We start from the raw sequence: 19,082 nt of genomic DNA on the forward strand, positions 1-19,082 counted from the left end.
TCTCCTTCCAGACCACGACGCGCCCCTTCGGCTCACTCGCCGTCCCGAGGCGAAGCTGCCCGATTCGAGCGGGTCGGGGCGTGCGTTCTCCTTCCAGACCACGACGCGCCCCTTCGGCTCACTCGCCGTCCCGAGGCGAAGCTGCCCGATTCGAGCGGGTCGGGGCGTGCGTTCTCCTTCCGGACCACGGCGCGCCCCTTCGGCTCACTCGCCGTCCCGAGGCGAGGCCGCCCGGTCCGAGCGTGCCGGGGTGGGGACGTACGCTGCCGGGGTGACTGAGAAGACCAAGTTCAGCTGGGGCGCCGCCACCGGAGTGGGCTCCCTGCCCGGCGGCGACGCCCGCGAGGCGGCGAAGACCGTCACCGGGTCCTTTGAGGACTTCCCCCACCTGTTCGAGCTGCCCGCCCGCGGCCCCGGCGCCGACATGATCGGCCGCACCCTCGGTCTGCTCGTCGAGATGTACGCCCATGTCGAACCCAGCGGCTGGCGGATCAGCGACCGCCCCGGCCGGGACACCCGGCGGGGACGGTCGTTCCTCCGAGAGGACCTCGACGCCCTGGAGGAGTTCACCCAGGGCTACCGGGGGCCGCTGAAGATCCAGGCCGTGGGCCCGTGGACGCTCGCCGCCGCACTGGAGCTGCGCACCGGCGAGTCGGTGCTCCGCGACCCGGGCGCCTGCCGCGACCTCGCCGAGTCCCTCACGGAAGGAATCCGTACACATCTGGCGGAGGTACGCCGACGGATCCCCGGCGCCGATGTCGTACTCCAGCTCGACGAACCGTCCCTCACCGCCGTCCTGCGCGGCCGGGTCCGTACCGCCAGCGGCTACCACACCCACCGCGCCGTGGACCGGCAGCTCGTGGAGGCGGCGCTGCGCGAGGTGATCGGCGACGAGACCGCCGTCGTGCACTCCTGCGCCCCGGACGTCCCCGTCGCCCTGCTGCGCCGGGCCGGAGCCGCCGCCGTCTCCCTCGACTTCGACCTGCTCACCGAACGTGACGACGACGCTGTCGGGGAAGCCGTGGAAGGCGGCCTGACACTCTTCGCGGGCGTCGTACCCTCCACCGACACCGGATTGTCGGACCCGGCAGGTAGCGTCATGGGTGTCAGGGCGCTGTGGCGCAGGTTGGGGCTGGATCCGGGGACGCTGAGCCGTTCCGTGGTCATTACCCCGACCTGTGGTCTCGCGGGCGCGTCCCCGGGGTACGCCCGGGCCGCGCTCGACCACTGCGTCCGGGCCGCGCGATCGCTCGCGGAACACCCTGAGTAACAATGCGGGGTGCCGGGCGACCGGATCAGCAGCGACGGGCGCCGGGAAAGTCCGGTGACGACGGGAGGACACGACGTGACGGGCGAAGAGCGGACGGAACAGCCCGCGGACGGCGGCGAGGAGACCGCCCCGCGGGACGGTACGGCACCGACGGCCGTGCGGGACGGCGAGCTGCCCGCGCGGGACGACGCCGACCTGCCCCCGCGGGCACGTGAGGAGCACGCACGGCTCGCCGGGGAGATCGAGGACCACCGCTTCCGGTACTACGTGAAGGACCAGCCCGTCGTCAGCGACGGCGAGTTCGACACGCTGATGCGGTCCCTGGAGGCGCTGGAGGAGGAGTATCCGGCGCTGCGGACCCCGGACTCGCCGACCCAGAAGGTCGCCGGGCACTACGAGACGGACCTGGCGAAGGTCGAACACCGCGAGCGGATGCTCTCCCTCGACAACGCCTTCGACGAGGAGGAGCTGGCCGCCTGGGCCGAACGCGTCGCCCGGGACGTCGGCACCCCCGACTTCCACTTCCTGTGCGAGCTGAAGGTCGACGGCGTCGCGGTCAACCTGACCTACGAGAAGGGGCGGCTGGTCCGCGCGGCGACCCGCGGCGACGGGCGCGTCGGCGAGGACATCACCCCCAACGTCCGCACCATCGGCGACGTCCCGGACCGGCTGGACGGGGACCGCATCCCGGACCTCGTGGAGATCCGCGGCGAGGTCTACTTCCCGATGGAGGCCTTCCAGGAGCTGAACGCCCGCCGGGTCGCCGCCGGCGAACAGCCGTACGCCAACCCCCGCAACTCCGCCTCCGGATCGCTGCGCCAGAAGGACCCCAAGGTCACCGCGACGCTCCCGCTGCACATGGTGGTCCACGGCATCGGGGCCAGGGACGGCTTCGACATCGACTGCCTGTCGCACGCCTACGAGCTGCTCCACGAGTGGGGGATGCCCACCGCCCGGCACAACAAGGTGGTGGACTCCCTCGACGGAGTACGGGAGTTCATCGCCTATTTCGGCAAGAACCGGCACTCGGTGGAGCACGAGATCGACGGCGTCGTCGTCAAGCTCGACGAGATCCCGCTCCAGGGGCGGCTCGGCTCCACCTCCCGCGCGCCCCGCTGGGCCATCGCCTGGAAGTACCCGCCGGAGGAGGTCAACACCAAGCTGGTCAACATCCGCGTCGGTGTCGGCCGCACCGGCAGGGTCACGCCCTACGCCCAGGTCGAGCCGGTGAAGGTGGCCGGGTCCGAGGTCGAGTTCGCCACCCTGCACAACCAGGACGTAGTGAAGGCCAAGGGCGTCCTCATCGGCGACACCGTCGTGCTCCGCAAGGCCGGTGATGTCATCCCCGAGATCCTCGGGCCCGTGGTCGATCTGCGGGACGGCACCGAGCGGGAGTTCGTGATGCCCGCCGAGTGCCCCGAATGCGGCACCCCGCTGCGGCCGATGAAGGAGGGCGATGTCGATCTGCGCTGCCCCAACGCCCGCTCCTGCCCGGCCCAGCTGCGGGAGCGGCTGTTCTATCTCGCGGGCCGCAAGGCGCTCGACATCGACCACTTCGGCTATGTGACGGCCGCCGCGCTCACCAGACCGCTGGAGCCTTCGGAGCCGCCGCTGAAGGACGAGGGCGACCTCTTCGGCCTCACCGTGGAGCGATTGCTGCCGATCGTGGCGTACGTCCTCGACCAGGACAGCGGGCTGCCCAAGCGGGACCCGCAGACCGGTGAGGAGAAGAAGGCCACCGTCTTCGCCAACAAACAGGGCGAGGCGAGGAAGAACACCCTGGCGCTGCTGGAGGGCATCGAGGCGGCCAAGAGCCGTCCGCTGGCCCGGATCCTGACCGGTCTCTCCATCCGGCACGTGGGCCCGGTCGCCGCCGAGGCGCTGGCCCGGGAGTTCCGTTCGGTGGAGCGGATCGAGCAGGCCACCGAAGAGGAGCTGGCCGCCACCGAAGGCGTCGGGGCGATCATCGCCGTATCCCTGAAGCAGTGGTTCGCCGAGGAATGGCATCAGGAGATCCTCCGCAAGTGGCGGGCCGCGGGGGTACGGATGGAGGAGGAGGGCGGAGCCGAGGAGAGCGGCCCGCGCCCGCTGGAAGGCCTCACCGTCGTGGTCACCGGGACCCTGACGAACTACACCAGGGATGGCGCAAAAGAAGCCCTCCAGAGCCTCGGTGCGAAAGTGACCGGATCCGTTTCGAAGAAAACCGCCTTCGTCGTGGTCGGTGACAACCCCGGATCCAAGTACGACAAGGCGATGCAGGCGAAGGTGCCCGTTCTGAACGAGGACGGCTTCGTCGTCCTCCTGGAGCAGGGGCCGGACGCGGCTCGTGAGGCGGCTGTGCCCCCGGAGGCGTGAAACGGGGGGCGTGTCCGGGGCGCGGGAGCGGCGCCCGCGCCCGGACGAACGGGGCGCACACGATGGGAACAAGACGTCCGGCACACGGCGGGAACGACCGGTAACAGTCACCCGTTCAGCGCATAGCAGATGGATAAGGGTGGCCGGGTCGCATTCGGGCAAGAGCTGTAGAGCGCTGCCCGTCGGAGCCCGTCCCGGCCTACTGTTGAGACGTGCGCCCCGTCGTGCACGGCTGCGTGAGGGGATTTCAGTCGTGGGGGCACGACTCGCATGACCATGGGGACCGCGGGCAGCACCGGAACCATCGCGGGACGATCGGCACCGCCGGCTGTGAGAGGGACGGGAATGGAACCGACCGAGAGCGCCGCCCCGGTCCCGAGGCTGCGGGGGCTCGCCGCCCTGACCGGTGGAGCGGCGGGTGTGCCGGCCGGACTGCCCGTCGCCGCGGTGGCGGGTGCCGGGATCGTCGTCGCCGGCGGGATCGCCGCCGGCGTCCACGACGGCCGGGCGCTCTTCCCCGGCGCCACCGAGGGCTGGTCCCTCGCCGTCCTCACCGGGATCGTCGTCGGCCATCTCGTCGCCCTCGGCCGGGACCGCTGGTCCGGCGGTACGGGTTCGGGAGCGGCGCTCACCCTCGCGGTCCTGCTTCTGTACGGCTGGGTCCCCGCGGTCCTGGTGAGCCTGGCCGTCGTCGCCCTGGTCGGCTCCGCCCGCCGTCAGCGCCGGCGGCACGGGCTGCTGCACGGCGCCGTCGACGTCCTCGGCCTCGGCGCCGCCGCGCTCGTCCTCGCCCTCTTCGACCGGACGCCGAGCGTCGAGGACCCCTGGTCACCACTCGACTGGGGGATCGGGGCCGCGGCGGAAGTCCTCATCGCGGCCGCGGCCTATCTCGCGGTCAGCCGACTGCTGTTGTGGTACGTCCGGGCACCCCAGGGCGGCGGGCTGCCCACCGTCGCCCGTACCGCCCTGTTCCGGCAGGGCCTCGTCGCCGTCGCGCTGCTCGGGATCGCGCCCCTGATCTGCGTCGTGGCCGTCGCCCGGCCGCTGCTGCTGCCGCTGTTCGCGGTGCCCCTGATCGCCCTCGACTCCACCCTGTGGATCGCCCGCGCCCGGGCCGAGGAGCAGTTGCGGGACCCGCTCACCGGACTGCCGAACCGCCAGTGGCTGCTGGAGCGGACCTGGACGGCCCTGGAGGACGCGGAGGGCGGCGGCTCCCGGGCCGCGCTCGTCCTGATCGACCTCGACCGGTTCCGGTCCGTCAACGACACCCTCGGCCATCTCGCGGGCGACCGGCTGCTGTTGCAGATAGCGCAGCGGCTGCGGCAGGCGCTGCCGCGCGGCGCGGAGGCCGCCCGGCTCGGCGGCGACGAGTTCGCCGTGCTGCTGCCGACGACGGACTCCATCACCAGCGCCCAGCGGGTCGCCCGCCGCCTCGCCGCCGAACTGTCGTCACCGCTCGACCTCGACGGGCTGACCCTCGTTCTGGAGGCCAGTGCCGGGGTCGCCGTCTTCCCGGAGCACGCCCGGGACGCCGAGGGGCTGCTGCGCCGCGCCGATGTCGCGATGTACCAGGCGAAACGGGACCGTACGGGGGTGGAGGTGTACGAGTCCAAACGCGACAGCAACACCCCCGACCGACTGGGGCTCCTCGGCGATCTGCGCCGGGCGCTGGACGCCCGCGAGGTGGAGCTGCACTACCAGCCGAAGGTCCGCTTCGACGGCCATGTCGCCGGTCTGGAGGCGCTGGTCCGCTGGGTGCACCCGGACCGGGGGCGGGTCCCGCCGGACGAGTTCATCGCGATCGCCGAGTCCTCCGGTCTGATGCCGCTGCTCACGGAGTACGTGCTCGACACGGCGCTCGGCCAGGTCGCCAAGTGGCGGGCCCAGGGTCTTGACGTCCCGGTGGCCGTCAACGTCTCGCCGCGTGACGTCCACACCCCCGGGTTCGCGGGCTCCGTCGCCGCCCGCCTCGCCCGGTACGGCGTGCCCGCCGGGTCGCTCCAGCTGGAGATAACGGAGCATGTGCTGCTGGAGGACCCGCAGCGCGCCGCGGACACTCTGGCCGGGCTCGCCGACCACGGGGTGCGGATGTCCCTCGACGACTTCGGCACCGGCTACTCGTCCCTGGTCCATCTGCGCCGACTGCCGGTGAGCGAGCTGAAGATCGACCGCTCCTTCGTGGCCCGGCTCGCCGTGGACACCCAGGACGCGGAGATCGTCCGCTGTACGGTCGACCTCGCCCACTCCCTCGGGCTGCTGGTCGTCGCGGAGGGCGTCGAGGACGACGAGACCTGGGAACGGCTGCGCGATCTGGGGTGCGACGCGGTCCAGGGCTGGCTGGTGGCGGCGGCGATGCCGCCGCAGGAGACCACGGCCTGGCTGCGGGCCCGGGGCGAGCGGGGCTGGCACCGCCAGACCGACACCCCGGCGCCCCCTGCCCCGGCCCCGGTGGTGCCGCCGGCTTCCGCCGCGCCCGCGCCGCCCGCCCCCGCCGCCCAGCCGTCGGCCGGGACCGTGGCGCCGCCGGCCGCCGCGGGCTCCCGCCACCCGGGCGAGCCGGGCACGTAGCCGGTCGGGGCCAGGACGTACCGGGCGCGGCTCCGGAGTCGTATCGGCAGGGTCGGACGAGGCCGGGGAACGGCCGCCGGTACGGGCCGGGCCGGGGCGGGTCGGGCCGGGTCGGGGAACGGCCGCCGTACGGGGCGGGGTGTCACGCCTCCGGGGCCGTATCGGCAGGGTCGGACGAGGCCCCGGACGGGGCGCCGTACGGGGTCGGATCGGGCCCGGGCGTCATGCCTCCGGCAAACCGTTGCGTCAGCAGGTGTCGCCGACCCATAGGATTGGGCCAAACACCCACACTCACCCTGATGAGGATCTCCGCATGCCTGGCATCACGCGCGAGGAGGTCGCCCACCTCGCCCGGCTGGCACGTCTGGAGTTGTCCGGCGAAGAACTCGATCACTTCGCAGGTCAGCTCGACGACATCATCGGCGCGGTAGCCCGTGTCGCCGAGGTCGCCGACCAGGACGTACCCCCGACCTCCCATCCGCTGCCGCTGACGAACGTCATGCGCGCGGACGAGGTCCGTCCGTCGCTCACGCCCGCGCAGGCGCTCTCCGGCGCCCCCGCCCAGGAGCAGCAGCGTTTCAAGGTGCCGCAGATCCTGGGGGAGGACTAGAAGGTCATGACGGACATCATCAAGCTCACCGCGGCCGAGACCGCCGCGAAGATCGCCTCGGGCGAACTGACGGCCGTCGAGGTCACCGAGGCGCATCTGGCCCGGATCGACGCCGTCGACGAGAAGGTCCATGCCTTTCTGTACGTGGACCGGGAGGGCGCGCTGGCCCAGGCCCGTGCCGTCGACGCCAAGCGGGCGGCCGGTGAGAAGCTGGGCCCCCTCGCGGGCGTCCCGCTCGCGCTGAAGGACATCTTCACCACCGAGGGCATCCCGACCACCGTCGGCTCCAAGATGCTCGAGGGCTGGATCCCGCCTTACGACGCCACCGTCACGCGCAAGCTGAAGGAAGCGGACGTCGTCATCCTCGGCAAGACGAACATGGACGAATTCGCCATGGGCTCGTCCACCGAGAACAGCGCCTACGGCCCCACCGGCAACCCCTGGGACCTGACCCGGATCCCCGGCGGCTCCGGCGGTGGCTCCAGCGCCGCGCTCGCCGCCTACCAGGCCCCGCTGGCCATCGGTACGGACACCGGCGGCTCCATCCGCCAGCCCGCGGCCGTCACCGGCACGGTCGGCGTCAAGCCCACCTACGGCGGGGTCTCCCGCTACGGCATGGTCGCCTTCTCCTCGTCGCTCGACCAGGGCGGCCCGTGCGCCCGTACGGTGCTGGACGCGGCCCTGCTCCACGAGGTCATCGCCGGTCACGACCCGCTGGACTCCACCTCCATCGACGCCCCGGTCCCGCCGGTCGTCGAGGCCGCCCGCAACGGCAGCGTGGCCGGGATGCGGGTCGGCGTCGTGCGGCAGTTCCGTGGCGAGGGCTACCAGGCCGGGGTCGTCCAGCGCTTCGACGAGTCCGTCGCCCTCCTGAAGGACCTGGGCGCCGAGATCGTCGAGCTGGACTGCCCCTCCTTCGACCTGGCGCTCTCCGCGTACTACCTGATCGCACCGTCCGAGTGCTCGTCCAACCTCGCCCGTTTCGACGCCATGCGCTACGGACTGCGCGTCGGCGACGACGGGACGAAGTCGGCCGAGGACGTCACCGCCCTCACCCGTGAGGCGGGCTTCGGCGACGAGGTCAAGCGGCGGATCATGCTGGGTACGTACGCCCTCAGCTCCGGCTACTACGACGCCTACTACGGCAGCGCTCAGAAGGTCCGCACGCTGATCGCCCGGGACTTCGAGAAGGCGTTCGAGCAGGTCGACGTGATCGTCTCGCCGACCACGCCGACGACCGCGTTCCCGATCGGCGAGCGTGCCGACGACCCGATGGCCATGTACCTGGCGGACCTGTGCACCATTCCGACCAACCTGGCCGGCAACGCCGCGATGTCCCTGCCCTGCGGGCTGGCCCCGGAGGACAATCTGCCGGTCGGGCTCCAGATCATCGCCCCGGCGATGAAGGACGAGCGCCTGTACAAGGTCGGCGCCGCCGTCGAGGCCGCGTTCGTGGAAAAGTGGGGACACCCACTGCTGGAGGAGGCACCGTCGCTGTGAGCGCACTCAGTAAGGCCAAGGGCTTCAAGAAGTCGAAGGCGGGCACGTACCTGTCCATCGGGACGACCGCGTTCGGCGTGCTCGGCGTGGTCAAGCAGGTACGGGCCGCCCGCGACGAGCACGACACGCTGCGGCTGGTCGACGCCGTGATCACCGGCGCCGCCATCGTCACCGGCGTCGCCCTGCTGCTGCGCGAGCTGAAGCGCATCGGCGACGACGACGTCCTGCTGGGCTGAGAGGGAAAGTCTCCTGTGACCATCACTGAACTGGTCTCGTACGAGGCGGCGCTCGCCGCGTACGACCCCGTCATGGGCCTTGAGGTCCATGTCGAACTCGGTACGAAGACCAAGATGTTCTGCGGCTGCTCCACCGAGCTGGGCGCCGAGCCCAATACGCAGACATGTCCGACGTGTCTCGGTCTGCCCGGCGCCCTCCCGGTCGTCAACGCGATCGGTGTCGAGTCCGCCATCAAGATCGGACTCGCGCTCCACTGCGAGATCGCCGAATGGTGCCGCTTCGCCCGGAAGAACTACTTCTATCCGGATATGCCGAAGAACTTCCAGACGTCCCAGTACGACGAGCCGATCGCCTTCAACGGCTATCTGGACGTCCAGCTGGAGGACGGCGAGGTCTTCCGGGTGGAGATCGAGCGCGCCCACATGGAGGAGGACACCGGCAAGTCGACGCACGTCGGCGGGGCCACCGGCCGGATCCACGGCGCCTCGCACTCCCTGCTCGACTACAACCGTGCCGGGATCCCGCTCATCGAGATCGTCACCAAGCCGATCACCGGTGCGGGCGAGCGGGCCCCCGAGATCGCCCGCGCGTACGTCGCCGAGCTGCGCGAGCTGATCCGGGCGCTCGGCGTCTCCGAGGCCCGGATGGAGATGGGCCAGATGCGCTGCGACGTCAATCTGTCCCTGATGCCCAAGGGCGCCTCCGTCTTCGGTACCCGTTCGGAGACCAAGAACGTCAACTCCCTGCGCTCGGTCGAACGGGCCGCGCGGTTCGAGGTCCAGCGGCACGCCGCCGTACTGGAATCGGGCGGGAAGATCATTCAGGAGACCCGGCACTTCCACGAGGAGGACGGCTCCACGACCTCCGGCCGGGTGAAGGAGGAGGCCGAGGACTACCGGTACTTCCCGGAGCCCGACCTCGTGCCCGTCGCCCCTGCCCGGGAGTGGGTCGAGGAGCTGCGGGGGACGCTGCCCGAGCTGCCGCGGGTCCGGCGCAACCGGCTCCGTGAGCAGTGGGGCGTCTCCGAGCACGACATGCAGTCCATCCTGAACGCGGGCGCGGTCGATCTGATCGTGGCCACGACGGACGCGGGCGCCCCGGCCGACCAGGCGCGCAAGTGGTGGATGGGCGAGCTGGCCCGGAACGCCAACGAGTCCGGGCGGGCGCTGGACGAGCTGCCGATCACCCCGGCGCAGGTCGCCCGGGTGGCCGCGCTGGTCGCCGCCGGTGACCTCAACGACAAGCTGGCCCGGCAGGTCATCGAGGGCGTTCTCGCGGGCGAGGGCGGTCCGGACGCCGTCGTCGAGAAGCGGGGCCTCAAGGTCGTGTCCGACGAGGGCGCGCTCGGAACCGCCGTCGACGAGGCCATCGCCGGGAACGCGGCGATCGCGGAGAAGATCCGCGGCGGCAAGGTGGCGGCCGTGGGCGCGCTGGTGGGCGCGGTCATGAAGGCCACCCGCGGCCAGGCCGACGCGGCCCGGGTCAAGGAGCTGATCCTGGAAAGGCTCGGCGTCTCCGAGGGCTGACGGTTCGCCGTCCGGCGCGGTAGTGAAAAGGAGAAGGGCGGTCACCCGATGACCGCCCTTCTTCTTTTGGCGGGGGTACGGCTACCCGTGTCGTGGCCGGCCCGCTGGCGGGGCGGGAGAGTCCCCGGCGCCTTGGCTACCCGTGGTCGGGGCCAGGATCGGACGCGTCCGGCGTCCCCAGGCGCTCGTCGGCCCGCGGCCCGGTGGGTGGCTGGTCGCGCAGTTCCGCCCCCTGCGCCTGGCGGCGCGGGGGGACCCCCAGCGCCCCATGGGTCCTGGGGCCATGCTCCCGGGAAGCAGGGCGGGTCAGGAGCGGATGCCCAGGCCGGGGAGGAGGAGTTCGCCGCGGTCGCGGCAGGTGATGTCGCGGGCGCGCAGCTGGTCGGGGGAGACCGTGCCCCGGGCGCGGAGTTCGGTGAGGACGATCCGGGCGCCCTCGGCGGCCTCCGCCCGGTCCGGGTCGGGAAACTCCGTCTGCCACCAGCCCCGGTCGTGGGAGTGCCAGCCCCGGGAGCGCATCAGCAGCTCGTGCTCCGGGGAGCCCGGCCCGTCGCGGTCGTCCACCGAGACGAGCAGGCCGTCCCCGATCGCGTACGACACCTGGAGGCGGCGGCCCCGGTCGGCCGCGCTGGTCAGGGTGAACTGCGCCCAGTCGTCGCCGACCTGCACCGGAAGCTGCTCGATCCAGGCGATGAGCAGCAGGACCAGCGCGCTCTCGAAGTGGTCGAGGCCGGGGACGGGGCGCACCGCGGGGTGCTCGGTGGGGCGCTCGCCGGGGCCGCCGCGGTCCAGCCGCCACAGATAGGGCAGCAGGTCGACGTCGTGCGGCTCGCCCGCCGACCAGGCGCCGCCCCAGGCGAACGAACGCCGTTCGGCGGCCTCCAGCAGCACCGTGTCGTGGACGGACAGCAGGGCCCAGTGGCCCGTGCCGTTGAGCAGGACCGTACGGCCGCCGTCGCGCCAGCGGATATCGGGACCGCAGGCCGAGCCCCCGTACAGCGTCGGCTCGCCGAGTCTCGCCGCGATCGCCCCGTAGACCTCGCCGAAGGACTCCCGCCGCCGGTGGAGCGTCGAGCACGGCTCGAAGGAGAGCACCGGCACCGGATCGCGGCCGATGAACTGCCCCGGTGAGTCGAACAGCGCCCCGGCGAGGTCGGCGGCGGCGTCCGGATCGAGGATCGGCCGGTTGGTCCCCGTGGTCTCCATGTCACCCATCGTGCCAGCCGCCACCGACAATCGGGCCGCCCACCGGACGGGCCGAAGGAACCGGAACGGGCGCTACCGGAAAGGGTGTTGGAGATATCCCGTGGGTGATATCCGCCGGAACGGTGCGCTCCGGGGGAAACCGCGTGGTCACGGGGTGCCGGGCCCGGTCGGAACGGGCTTGCCCGGGAGGTTGTGAGGAAGCCCACGAAACATGCCCCAAAGGGGCAAAGGATCACGATTGGCTGGCAGAGTGCCCCCAGAGGCCGGGACTCCGCCGGCCTCGGACTTCTGTGAGTCCCTTCGCGTTCTTTGCGGGCTGTTCCCGACTCCCCGGACAAAGATCCACGAACCACCAGGGAGTACGTCGTTGGCAGCCATCGCCCGGTGGTGCATCGCGCACCGACTCGCCACCGTTCTGCTCTGGCTGGCCGCCCTCGTGGGGACGGGCGCGGCGGCGCTGGCCGCCGGAACCGCGTACTCCACCGACTACGACGTCCCGGGCACCGAATCGAGCCGGGCCGCCGCGCTCGTCGCCGACGGCTTCCCCGGCCTCGCCGGTGAGGGCGACACCGTCGTCTGGCACACCGAACGCGGCACCGGCACCGTCCGCGATCCGGCCGTCCAGGAGCGGATGACCGCCGCCCTGGACGAGATCGCCGGGGTGGACGGGGTGGCCGCGGTCTCCGGTCCGTACTCCGCCGACGGCGCGGGGCGGATCAGCCCCGACGGCCGTACCGCCTACGCCGAACTCGTCTACGACCGGCCCGCCGCCGAGCTGCCGGAGGCCCGGGTGGCCGAGGTGACGGCCGCGGCGGAGGGCGCGCGGGGCGACGGGCTCCTGGTCGAACTGGGCGGGCCCGCGGTCGGCCTGACCGAGTCGTCGCCCGGTCATCTCGCGGAGGCCGTCGGGGTCGCCGTCGCCGCCGTGGTGCTCTTCCTCGCCTTCGGCTCCCTCGCCGCCAGCCTGCTGCCCATCGCCACGGCCCTGGTCTCGGTCGGTACGGCCTACGCGGGCATCGTGCTCCTCGGCCGGGTGATGACGGTGGCCGACTTCGCCCCCATGCTGGGCATGCTGATCGGGCTCGGGGTCGGGATCGACTACGCCCTGTTCATCGTCACCCGGCACCGCAAGGGCCTGCGGGCCGGGCTCCCGGTCCCCGAGGCCGCCCGGAACGCCGTCGCCACCACCGGCCGGGCCGTGGTCTTCGCCGGGGCGACCGTCTGTATCGCCCTTCTGGGGATGCTGATACTGCGGCTCGACTTCCTCAACGGCGTCGCCGTCGCCGCCGCGCTGACCGTCGTCCTGACGGTGGCCGCCGCCGTGACCCTGCTGCCCGCCCTGCTGTCGTACATCGGCCCCCGGGCGCTGGGCGCCCGCGAGCGGCGGCGGCTCGCCGAGCACGGCCCGCGGCCCGAGGTGCCGACCGGGTTCGCGGCCCGCTGGGCGGCCCTCGTGGAGCGCCGCCCGGTCCTGCTGGGGGCGATCGCCGTGGTCGTGATGGCCGTCCTGGCGCTTCCCGCGTTCTCCCTCCACCTCGGCACCTCCGACCAGGGCAACAACCCCGCGTCCTCGACCACCCGCAAGGCGTACGACCTGCTGGCCCACGGCGGCCCCGGCCAGGGCGAAGGCTCCGGCGGGGGCTTCGGGCCCGGCGTCAACGGCCCGCTGACCCTGGTCGCCCGGATCGACAGCGCCGCCGACCGGGTCGCCATGGACCGGCTCCCGGAGGCATTGGAGGGCGCGCGCGGAGTCGCGTCCGCCGGTCCGGTGGCGTACAGCGGCAACGGCGATACGGCCCTGATCACCGTCGTGCCCGCGTCGGCGCCGCAGTCGAAGGACACGAGCGAGCTGGTCGACCGGCTGCGGGGCGATCTGCTGCCCCGGGCCACCGCGGGCACATCGCTGACGGTCCTCGTCGGCGGGGTGACCGCCGGATACGACGACTTCGCCGAGGTCATAGTCGGCAAGCTGCCGCTCTTCGTGGGCGCCGTCGTCACCTTCGGCTGCGTACTGCTGCTCCTGGCCTTCCGCTCCGTCGGCATCCCCCTGAAGGCCGCGGTCATGAACGTGGCCGCCGTCGCCTCGTCCTTCGGCGTGGTCGTGGCGATCTTCCAATGGGGCTGGGGGAGCGAGCTGCTGGGACTCGGCCGCGCGGGGCCGATCGAGCCCTTCCTGCCCGTGATCATGGTCTCGGTGCTCTTCGGGCTCTCCATGGACTACCAGGTCTTCCTGGTCAGCCGGATGTACGAGGAGTGGCTGGAGACCGGCGACAACCGGCGGGCCGTCCGGGTCGGCCTCGCCGAGACCAGCCGGGTGATCAACTCCGCCGCGGTGATCATGATCGCGGTCTTCCTCGCCTTCGTCCTCAGCGGCGACCGGGTGATCGCCATGTTCGGGATCGCCCTGGCGGCCGCCGTCGCCCTGGACGCCTTCGTCCTCCGCACGCTCCTGGTGCCCGCCCTGATGCATCTCCTCGGCGGGGCGAACTGGTGGCTGCCCGGCTGGCTGGAGCGCCGGCTGCCGCGGATATCCGTCGAGCGTCCCGACTGCCGCCGTGCGAAGATCCCCGAACAGCGGTACGAGCAGGTCGGAACCGTCTCCGGGGACAGCCACCCCGCCCCGGGGACCGGCCCGTGACACCTCGCGCCACGCACGACGCACCGAGGACGACGAAGGACGGATGACGATGTTTGCGATACCCCTGCGGGCCCGGGACGGCGAGCGCGCGGAGCTGCGGCCCCTGGAGCCGTGGCAGTCGGAGGAGTTCTACGCCCATGTCGAACGCGGGCGCGACTTCATCGGCCGGTACATCGGCTTCGCCGACGCCGCCGCGGACCCGGCGGGCGCGCGGGCGCTGCTCCAGAAGTACGCCGACCGGCAGGCCGCGGGCGGCGGCCGGATCTACGGCATCTGGCTGGACGGGACCCTCGTCGGCGGGGTGCTCTTCGTCTCCCTCGAAGGCGACGGCGGCACCTGTGAGGTGGGCTGCTGGCTGGAGCCCGCCGCGGTCGGCCGGGGACTGGTGACACAGGCCGTACGGCACCTGGTGGACTGGGCCGTGGACGCCCGGGGCGTCCACCGCGTCGAGTGGGTCGCCGCCACCGCCAACGCCGCCAGCGTCAATGTCGCCCGGCGGCTGGGCCTGCGGCGGGACGGCGTGCTGCGGGAGTCCTTCCCGCACCGCGGTGAGCGGTACGACATGGAGGTGTGGTCGGTCCTCGCCCCCGAGTGGCGCGAGCTGCGGCAGGAGCGGGCGCGGACGGAGGGCTGACGGGCCCTTCCGCCGGACCGGCCCCTTCGCCGCACCGGCCCCGGGGGCCGGGGAAACCCGGTGGTGGGCGGCGGGCCCGCGGTGCTCCCATGGGGCCATGACCTTCACCGTGACGGACCCGGCCGCCCTGCTCGCCGACTTCGACCGGCGGCTGCGCAGGGACGCCGTCGACGACACCCCGGGGACCCTGATCGAACGCGTCGGCGACGTCGTACGGTGTACAGGACCCGACTGGAACGGCGTCCTGTGGTCCGCGCTCGACGAGACCACCGCCGACGCCGCCATCGCCGCCGAGACAGCCCACTTCGACGCCATCGGGGCGACCGCAGAGTGGAAGCTCTACGCCCACGACCGCCCCGCCGATCTCGCCGACCGGCTGGTGGCCGCCGGGTTCGTCCCGGAGGACGAGGAGACTCTCATGGCGGGCGGCGCCGCCGCCCTGGCCGCGGAGCCGGTACTTCCGGAGGGCGTACGACTCGTCGACGTCACCGACCCCGCGGGCGTGGACCTGATGGACGAGGTGCACCGGGCCGCGTTCGAGCGGGACGCCCCGGGGATGCGGGAGCAACTGCTGCGCACCCTGGGGCGGGACACCACGGTGATGACCGTCGCCCTCGCCGGGGACGTCCCCGTGTCGGCTGCCCGGATGGATCTGCACCCCGGGACGGGCTTCGCCAGCCTGTGGGGCGGCGGCACCACCCCCGACTGGCGCGGCCGGGGCATCTACCGGGCCCTGGTCGCCCACCGCGCCCGGATCGCCGCGGCCCGCGGCTACCACTGGCTCCAGGTCGACGCGGGCGCCATGAGCCGCCCCGTACTCGAACGGCTCGGCTTCCGGGCCCTCACCACCACCACACCGTACGTCCGCCCGGCCCCCGGACAGGGCTGAGCCTCATCCCGGCCGCGCGCGAAGCCGTCTGAGGAGGGCACCTTAGGGCGCTCCGCCCCGGAGTAAGGCACCCGGAAGGGCCGCCTAAGGCAGGCGGGCAGCCGGGGATACCGCACCCTCCCGATGCGGCCGGGGGAACTGGGGGACGAGATTGGTGTCCACGGCGATCGCCGCGCACACCACCACCCACCGGGGAGTCCCCAGATGTCCGAGCACTTCTTCCACCCCCACCAGGCCCTCCAGGCGTCCGCGCTGCACCGCGCCGAGCTGATCCGCCGGGCCGAGGAGCACCGCATCGCCAAGCGCGCCAGGCGGGCCGCTCTACGGGCCGCCACAGCACCGGAGGGCGGGGTGACACCCGCCGACCGATACGTCCCCGCCGCCTGAGCCGGTGCCGACGACGACCGGCGCCGGCCCGGCCCCCGGAGAGTTGTCCACAGGGCGGACGGGCACGACTGCCACGGTGTCGGACGACTGTGCGATGCTCGGCGACGTGGAGACCAGGTCCGTCAGTCCGTTGTTCGTGGGCCGCGCCGGTGAGTTGTCCGTACTCACCGGCGCGCTCAGCCGTGCCGCGGGGGAGGGCGAGGCCCACCCGGCGGGCGAGCCGCAGGCGCTCCTCATCGGCGGCGAGGCCGGAGTGGGCAAGACCCGCCTCGTCGAAGAGCTGTGGGAGCAGGCGTGCCGCCGGGGCGCGGCCTTCGCCGTCGGGGGCTGTGTGGAGATCGGCGTCGACGGACTGCCGTTCGCCCCCTTCTCCGCCGCGCTGCGGACCCTGCGCCGGCTGATGCCCGACGAGATGGCCGCCGCAGTCGCCGGACACGAACGCGAGCTGTCCCGCCTCCTGCCCGAGCTCGCGGAGCGGCCCCTGGGTGACGCGGGCGGCCATGACGACCAAGAGCTGGCCCGCCTCTTCGAACTGACCACCTGGATGTTGGAGCGGATCTCGGCGGACCGCCCCGTGGTCCTGGTCCTGGAGGACCTCCACTGGGCGGACGCGTCCACCCGGCATCTGATCACCTATCTCACCCGCGCCCTGCGCCGGGGCAGACTCCTCTTCCTGGCGACCTACCGCTCCGACGACGTCCACCGCCGCCATCCGCTGCGGCCCTTCCTCGCCGAGCTGGAACGGACCCGAGCGGTCCGGCGGATCGAACTGCGCCGCTTCAACCGGGGGGAGGTCCGGCGCCAGCTCACCGGGATCCTCGCGACCCGGCCCGAACCCGGCCTGGTGGACCGCGTCTTCGAACGCTCCGACGGCAACGCCTTCTTCGTGGAGGAACTGGCCCGCAGCCTCGCCGACGGCAACGCCTGCGGACTCTCGGAATCCCTGCGCGACATCCTCCTGGTCCGGGTGGAGGCGCTGCCGGAGAGCGCCCAGCGCGTGGTGCGGATCCTCGCCGAAGGCGGCTCCACGGTGGAGCACGGGCTGCTGCTGGCCGTCGCCAAAGTCCCCGAGGACGACCTCATCGAGGCCCTGCGGGCGGGCGTCGAGGCGCATATCGTCCAGCCCACGGCCGACGGCGGGGGATACCGCTTCCGTCACGCCCTGGCCCGGGAGGCCGTCAGCGACGATCTGCTGCCGCCCGAGCGCTCCCGGCTCAACCGGTCCTACGCCCTGGCGGTGGAGGCCGATCCGGCGCTCGTGCCCGACGAGGAGCGGGCCATGCGGCTCGCCGGCTACTGGTACCACGCCAACGACCCCGCCAAGGCGCTGCCCGCCGTGCTCGGCGCCGCCGTCGAGGCCCGCCGCCGCCACGCCTACTCGGAGCAGCTGCGGCTGCTGGAGCGGGCCATGCGGCTGTGGGACACCGCGCCCGACGGCGTACGGGAGGAACTGCGGCCGCTGGACTACGCGGAGGCGTATCCGCCGTGCGGCTGCGATCCCGACACCACCCCGCTGCGCTTTCTCGACCTGATCGCCGAGGCCACCGTCGCGGGCCGGTACAGCCATGACCGCGAACGGGCGCTGAAGATCGCCAAGCGGGGGCAGCGGCTGGCCGTAGTCGAGGGCGACTCGCTGCGCGCCGCGTGGTTCGGCGTCCAGCGGTCCAAGCTGGTCTGCGCGACCGGCCGGGGCGACGGCCGGGCCGAACTGGCGGAGGCGCAGGAGCTGGTCCGCGGGCTGCCGCCGTCGGTGGTGCACGCCCAGGTCCTCTCCGAGGTCGCCCACTGGTACCGCATCCACGCCCCGGGGCCCGAGAGCCTCACCACCGCCGAACGCGCCGTGGAGTACGCCCGGATGGTCGGCGACGAGGAGACCGAACTGACCGCCCGGCTCTCCCTCGGCGGTCTGATGGCCGACGCCGGGCAGATCGCCGAGGGGCTCGCCGAGATGTACGCGGTGAAGGACCGCGCCCTCGAACTCGGTCTGCCCAATCTCGTCGCCAACAGCCATGTGAACCTGCCCTTCACGCTGGAGAGCGTGGGGCGCTCCGAGGACGCCGTCACGCTCCTCCGGGAGGGTCTCGAGATCGGCTCCCGGCTCGGGCTGCACAGCTCCGAGGCATGGGCGCTCGGCAATCTCGCCGAGTCCTGCTACACCCTCGGCCGGTGGGACGAGTCGCGTACCGCCGCCGAGCGGGCCCTCAAAGTCGGCATGGGCCCCCAGCCGCGCGGCTGGGCGGCCGCCGTTCTCGGCATGCTGGAACTCGGCCGGGGGGAGTACGAGTCCGCCGCCCGCCACTTGAAGGAAGCCCACGAACATTTCGGCACCGGGGGCCCGACACCGCAGAGCACCCTCTACGTCGACACCGTGGAACTCGGACTGGCCGCCGCGGAGGCCCGAACGGGCGACGCCCGGGCGGTGCTCCTGAGAACCGGAACGGACGGCTTCCCGCCCGGGGCCTACCGCTACGCCTGGCCCCTGCTGCGGCTCGCGGCCACCGCGGAGGCCGACACCCGGGGCCTGCCCGCGGCCGAGGAGGGCCGGGAGGAGATCCTCGACCGGCTCGACCGGCTGGCGAAGGGGCTGGCCGCGACGGTCCCCCTGTGGCAGGGCCATGAACGCTGGGTCCGGGCCGAACTGCGCCGCGCCCGGGGGGAGGACACCCCCGCCGACTGGGCGGAGGCCGGTGCCGCGTTCGAGGCGGCGCGCTTCCCCTACGGGCTGGCCATGGTCCGCCACCGGTGGGCGGAGAGCCTGCTGCCCACGGATCGCGCCCGCGCCACGGAGCTGCTGCGCGAGGCGGCGGAGGCCGCGGCGGAGCTCGGGGCGCGTCCCCTCACGGAGGACATCGCGGTCCTGGCCCGGCGGGCCAGGATCAGCCTCGCCCCGGACGAGCCCGAGGCGCCCGTCCCGCCGGAGCGGGGCCCCGGGCCGGTGTTCGGGCTGACACCGCGCGAGGAGGACGTCCTGCGACTGGTGGCCGTGGGCCACAGCAACCGCCAGATCGCCGAGGCGCTGTACATCTCGCCCAAGACGGCGAGCGTCCATGTCTCCAACATCCTCGCCAAGCTCGGCGTCTCGGGCCGGGGCGAGGCCGCCGCGACAGCCCACCGCCTCCGCCTCTTCCCCCCGGCGGCGTGACCCCCGAGGGCCGGGCCCCCGGGCTCCTGCCCGGGGCCGCCCTGCCGTCGGGTCTCCCGGGGCGCGTGACGCCGCGCCGGGTGCGGTTGTCGGGCGTCCGCGCGCCGTCCGTGGCCTGTC

13 protein-coding genes are annotated in these 19,082 nt (G+C 73.0%); 12 read left to right on the forward strand and 1 reads right to left on the reverse strand.

Annotation, left to right across the window (positions count from 1 at the left end; all coding sequences use genetic code 11):
* Positions 1-271: 271 nt before the first annotated feature.
* The 7 genes from ACFXG1_RS22620 to gatB all read left to right on the forward strand — a co-directional run bounded on the left by ACFXG1_RS22620 (position 272) and on the right by gatB (position 10,066).
* Complete coding sequence (locus ACFXG1_RS22620) at positions 272-1,270, forward strand: methionine synthase (RefSeq protein ID WP_384719528.1); 999 nt, start codon at positions 272-274, stop codon at positions 1,268-1,270.
* A gap of 171 nt (positions 1,271-1,441) precedes the next feature.
* A complete protein-coding gene (gene ligA, locus ACFXG1_RS22625) occupies positions 1,442-3,625 on the forward strand; it encodes an NAD-dependent DNA ligase LigA (protein WP_384719529.1) in 2,184 nt (727 codons plus the stop codon).
* Between the two features lie 345 nt (positions 3,626-3,970).
* The gene (locus ACFXG1_RS22630) at positions 3,971-6,193 is read left to right on the forward strand and encodes a putative bifunctional diguanylate cyclase/phosphodiesterase (RefSeq protein WP_384744286.1); all 2,223 of its coding nucleotides are present in this window, start codon (positions 3,971-3,973) and stop codon (positions 6,191-6,193) included.
* A 313-nt stretch (positions 6,194-6,506) separates the two neighbouring features.
* The gene (gene gatC / locus ACFXG1_RS22635; protein ID WP_006346410.1) at positions 6,507-6,803 is read left to right on the forward strand and encodes an Asp-tRNA(Asn)/Glu-tRNA(Gln) amidotransferase subunit GatC; all 297 of its coding nucleotides are present in this window, start codon (positions 6,507-6,509) and stop codon (positions 6,801-6,803) included.
* Between the two features lie 6 nt (positions 6,804-6,809).
* Positions 6,810-8,303 carry an Asp-tRNA(Asn)/Glu-tRNA(Gln) amidotransferase subunit GatA gene (gene gatA, locus ACFXG1_RS22640; RefSeq protein WP_384719510.1) on the forward strand — a complete coding sequence of 498 codons (1,494 nt, stop codon included), beginning with the start codon at positions 6,810-6,812 and terminating at the stop codon, positions 8,301-8,303.
* The gene (locus tag ACFXG1_RS22645) at positions 8,300-8,539 is read left to right on the forward strand and encodes a hypothetical protein (protein WP_384719508.1); all 240 of its coding nucleotides are present in this window, start codon (positions 8,300-8,302) and stop codon (positions 8,537-8,539) included. Before gatA ends, ACFXG1_RS22645 begins: the two co-directional genes overlap by 4 nt.
* A 15-nt stretch (positions 8,540-8,554) precedes the next feature.
* Entirely contained in the window at positions 8,555-10,066 is a 1,512-nt protein-coding gene (gene gatB / locus ACFXG1_RS22650) for an Asp-tRNA(Asn)/Glu-tRNA(Gln) amidotransferase subunit GatB (RefSeq protein ID WP_384744289.1), read from the forward strand.
* 306 nt (positions 10,067-10,372) lie between these two features.
* Here gatB and ACFXG1_RS22655 read toward each other — a convergent pair whose 3' ends face one another.
* The gene (locus ACFXG1_RS22655) at positions 10,373-11,272 is read right to left on the reverse strand and encodes a hypothetical protein (protein WP_384719593.1); all 900 of its coding nucleotides are present in this window, start codon (positions 11,270-11,272) and stop codon (positions 10,373-10,375) included.
* Between the two features lie 367 nt (positions 11,273-11,639).
* Here ACFXG1_RS22655 and ACFXG1_RS22660 point away from each other — a divergent pair, with 367 nt between their 5' ends.
* The 5 genes from ACFXG1_RS22660 (at position 11,640) to ACFXG1_RS22680 (ending at position 18,962) form a co-directional block, all read left to right on the forward strand.
* Positions 11,640-13,910 carry an MMPL family transporter gene (locus tag ACFXG1_RS22660; RefSeq protein ID WP_384719595.1) on the forward strand — a complete coding sequence of 757 codons (2,271 nt, stop codon included), beginning with the start codon at positions 11,640-11,642 and terminating at the stop codon, positions 13,908-13,910.
* Positions 13,911-13,959: 49 nt separating this feature from the next.
* Positions 13,960-14,544: a GNAT family N-acetyltransferase gene (locus tag ACFXG1_RS22665; protein ID WP_384744291.1), complete on the forward strand. Its 585-nt coding sequence runs from the start codon at positions 13,960-13,962 to the stop codon at positions 14,542-14,544.
* 97 nt (positions 14,545-14,641) lie between these two features.
* The gene (locus ACFXG1_RS22670) at positions 14,642-15,433 is read left to right on the forward strand and encodes a GNAT family N-acetyltransferase (protein ID WP_384723993.1); all 792 of its coding nucleotides are present in this window, start codon (positions 14,642-14,644) and stop codon (positions 15,431-15,433) included.
* 204 nt (positions 15,434-15,637) lie between these two features.
* Positions 15,638-15,820 (forward strand): hypothetical protein, encoded by a 183-nt coding sequence (locus tag ACFXG1_RS22675; protein ID WP_384723991.1) that lies wholly within the window; start codon positions 15,638-15,640, stop codon positions 15,818-15,820.
* A 94-nt stretch (positions 15,821-15,914) separates the two neighbouring features.
* Positions 15,915-18,962 carry an AAA family ATPase gene (locus ACFXG1_RS22680; RefSeq protein ID WP_384744314.1) on the forward strand — a complete coding sequence of 1,016 codons (3,048 nt, stop codon included), beginning with the start codon at positions 15,915-15,917 and terminating at the stop codon, positions 18,960-18,962.
* The last annotated feature ends 120 nt before the right edge of the window (positions 18,963-19,082 follow it).

Origin of the sequence: Streptomyces sp. NPDC059248 (assembly GCF_042753905.1) — a bacterium.
GTDB lineage: Bacteria > Actinomycetota > Actinomycetes > Streptomycetales > Streptomycetaceae > Streptomyces.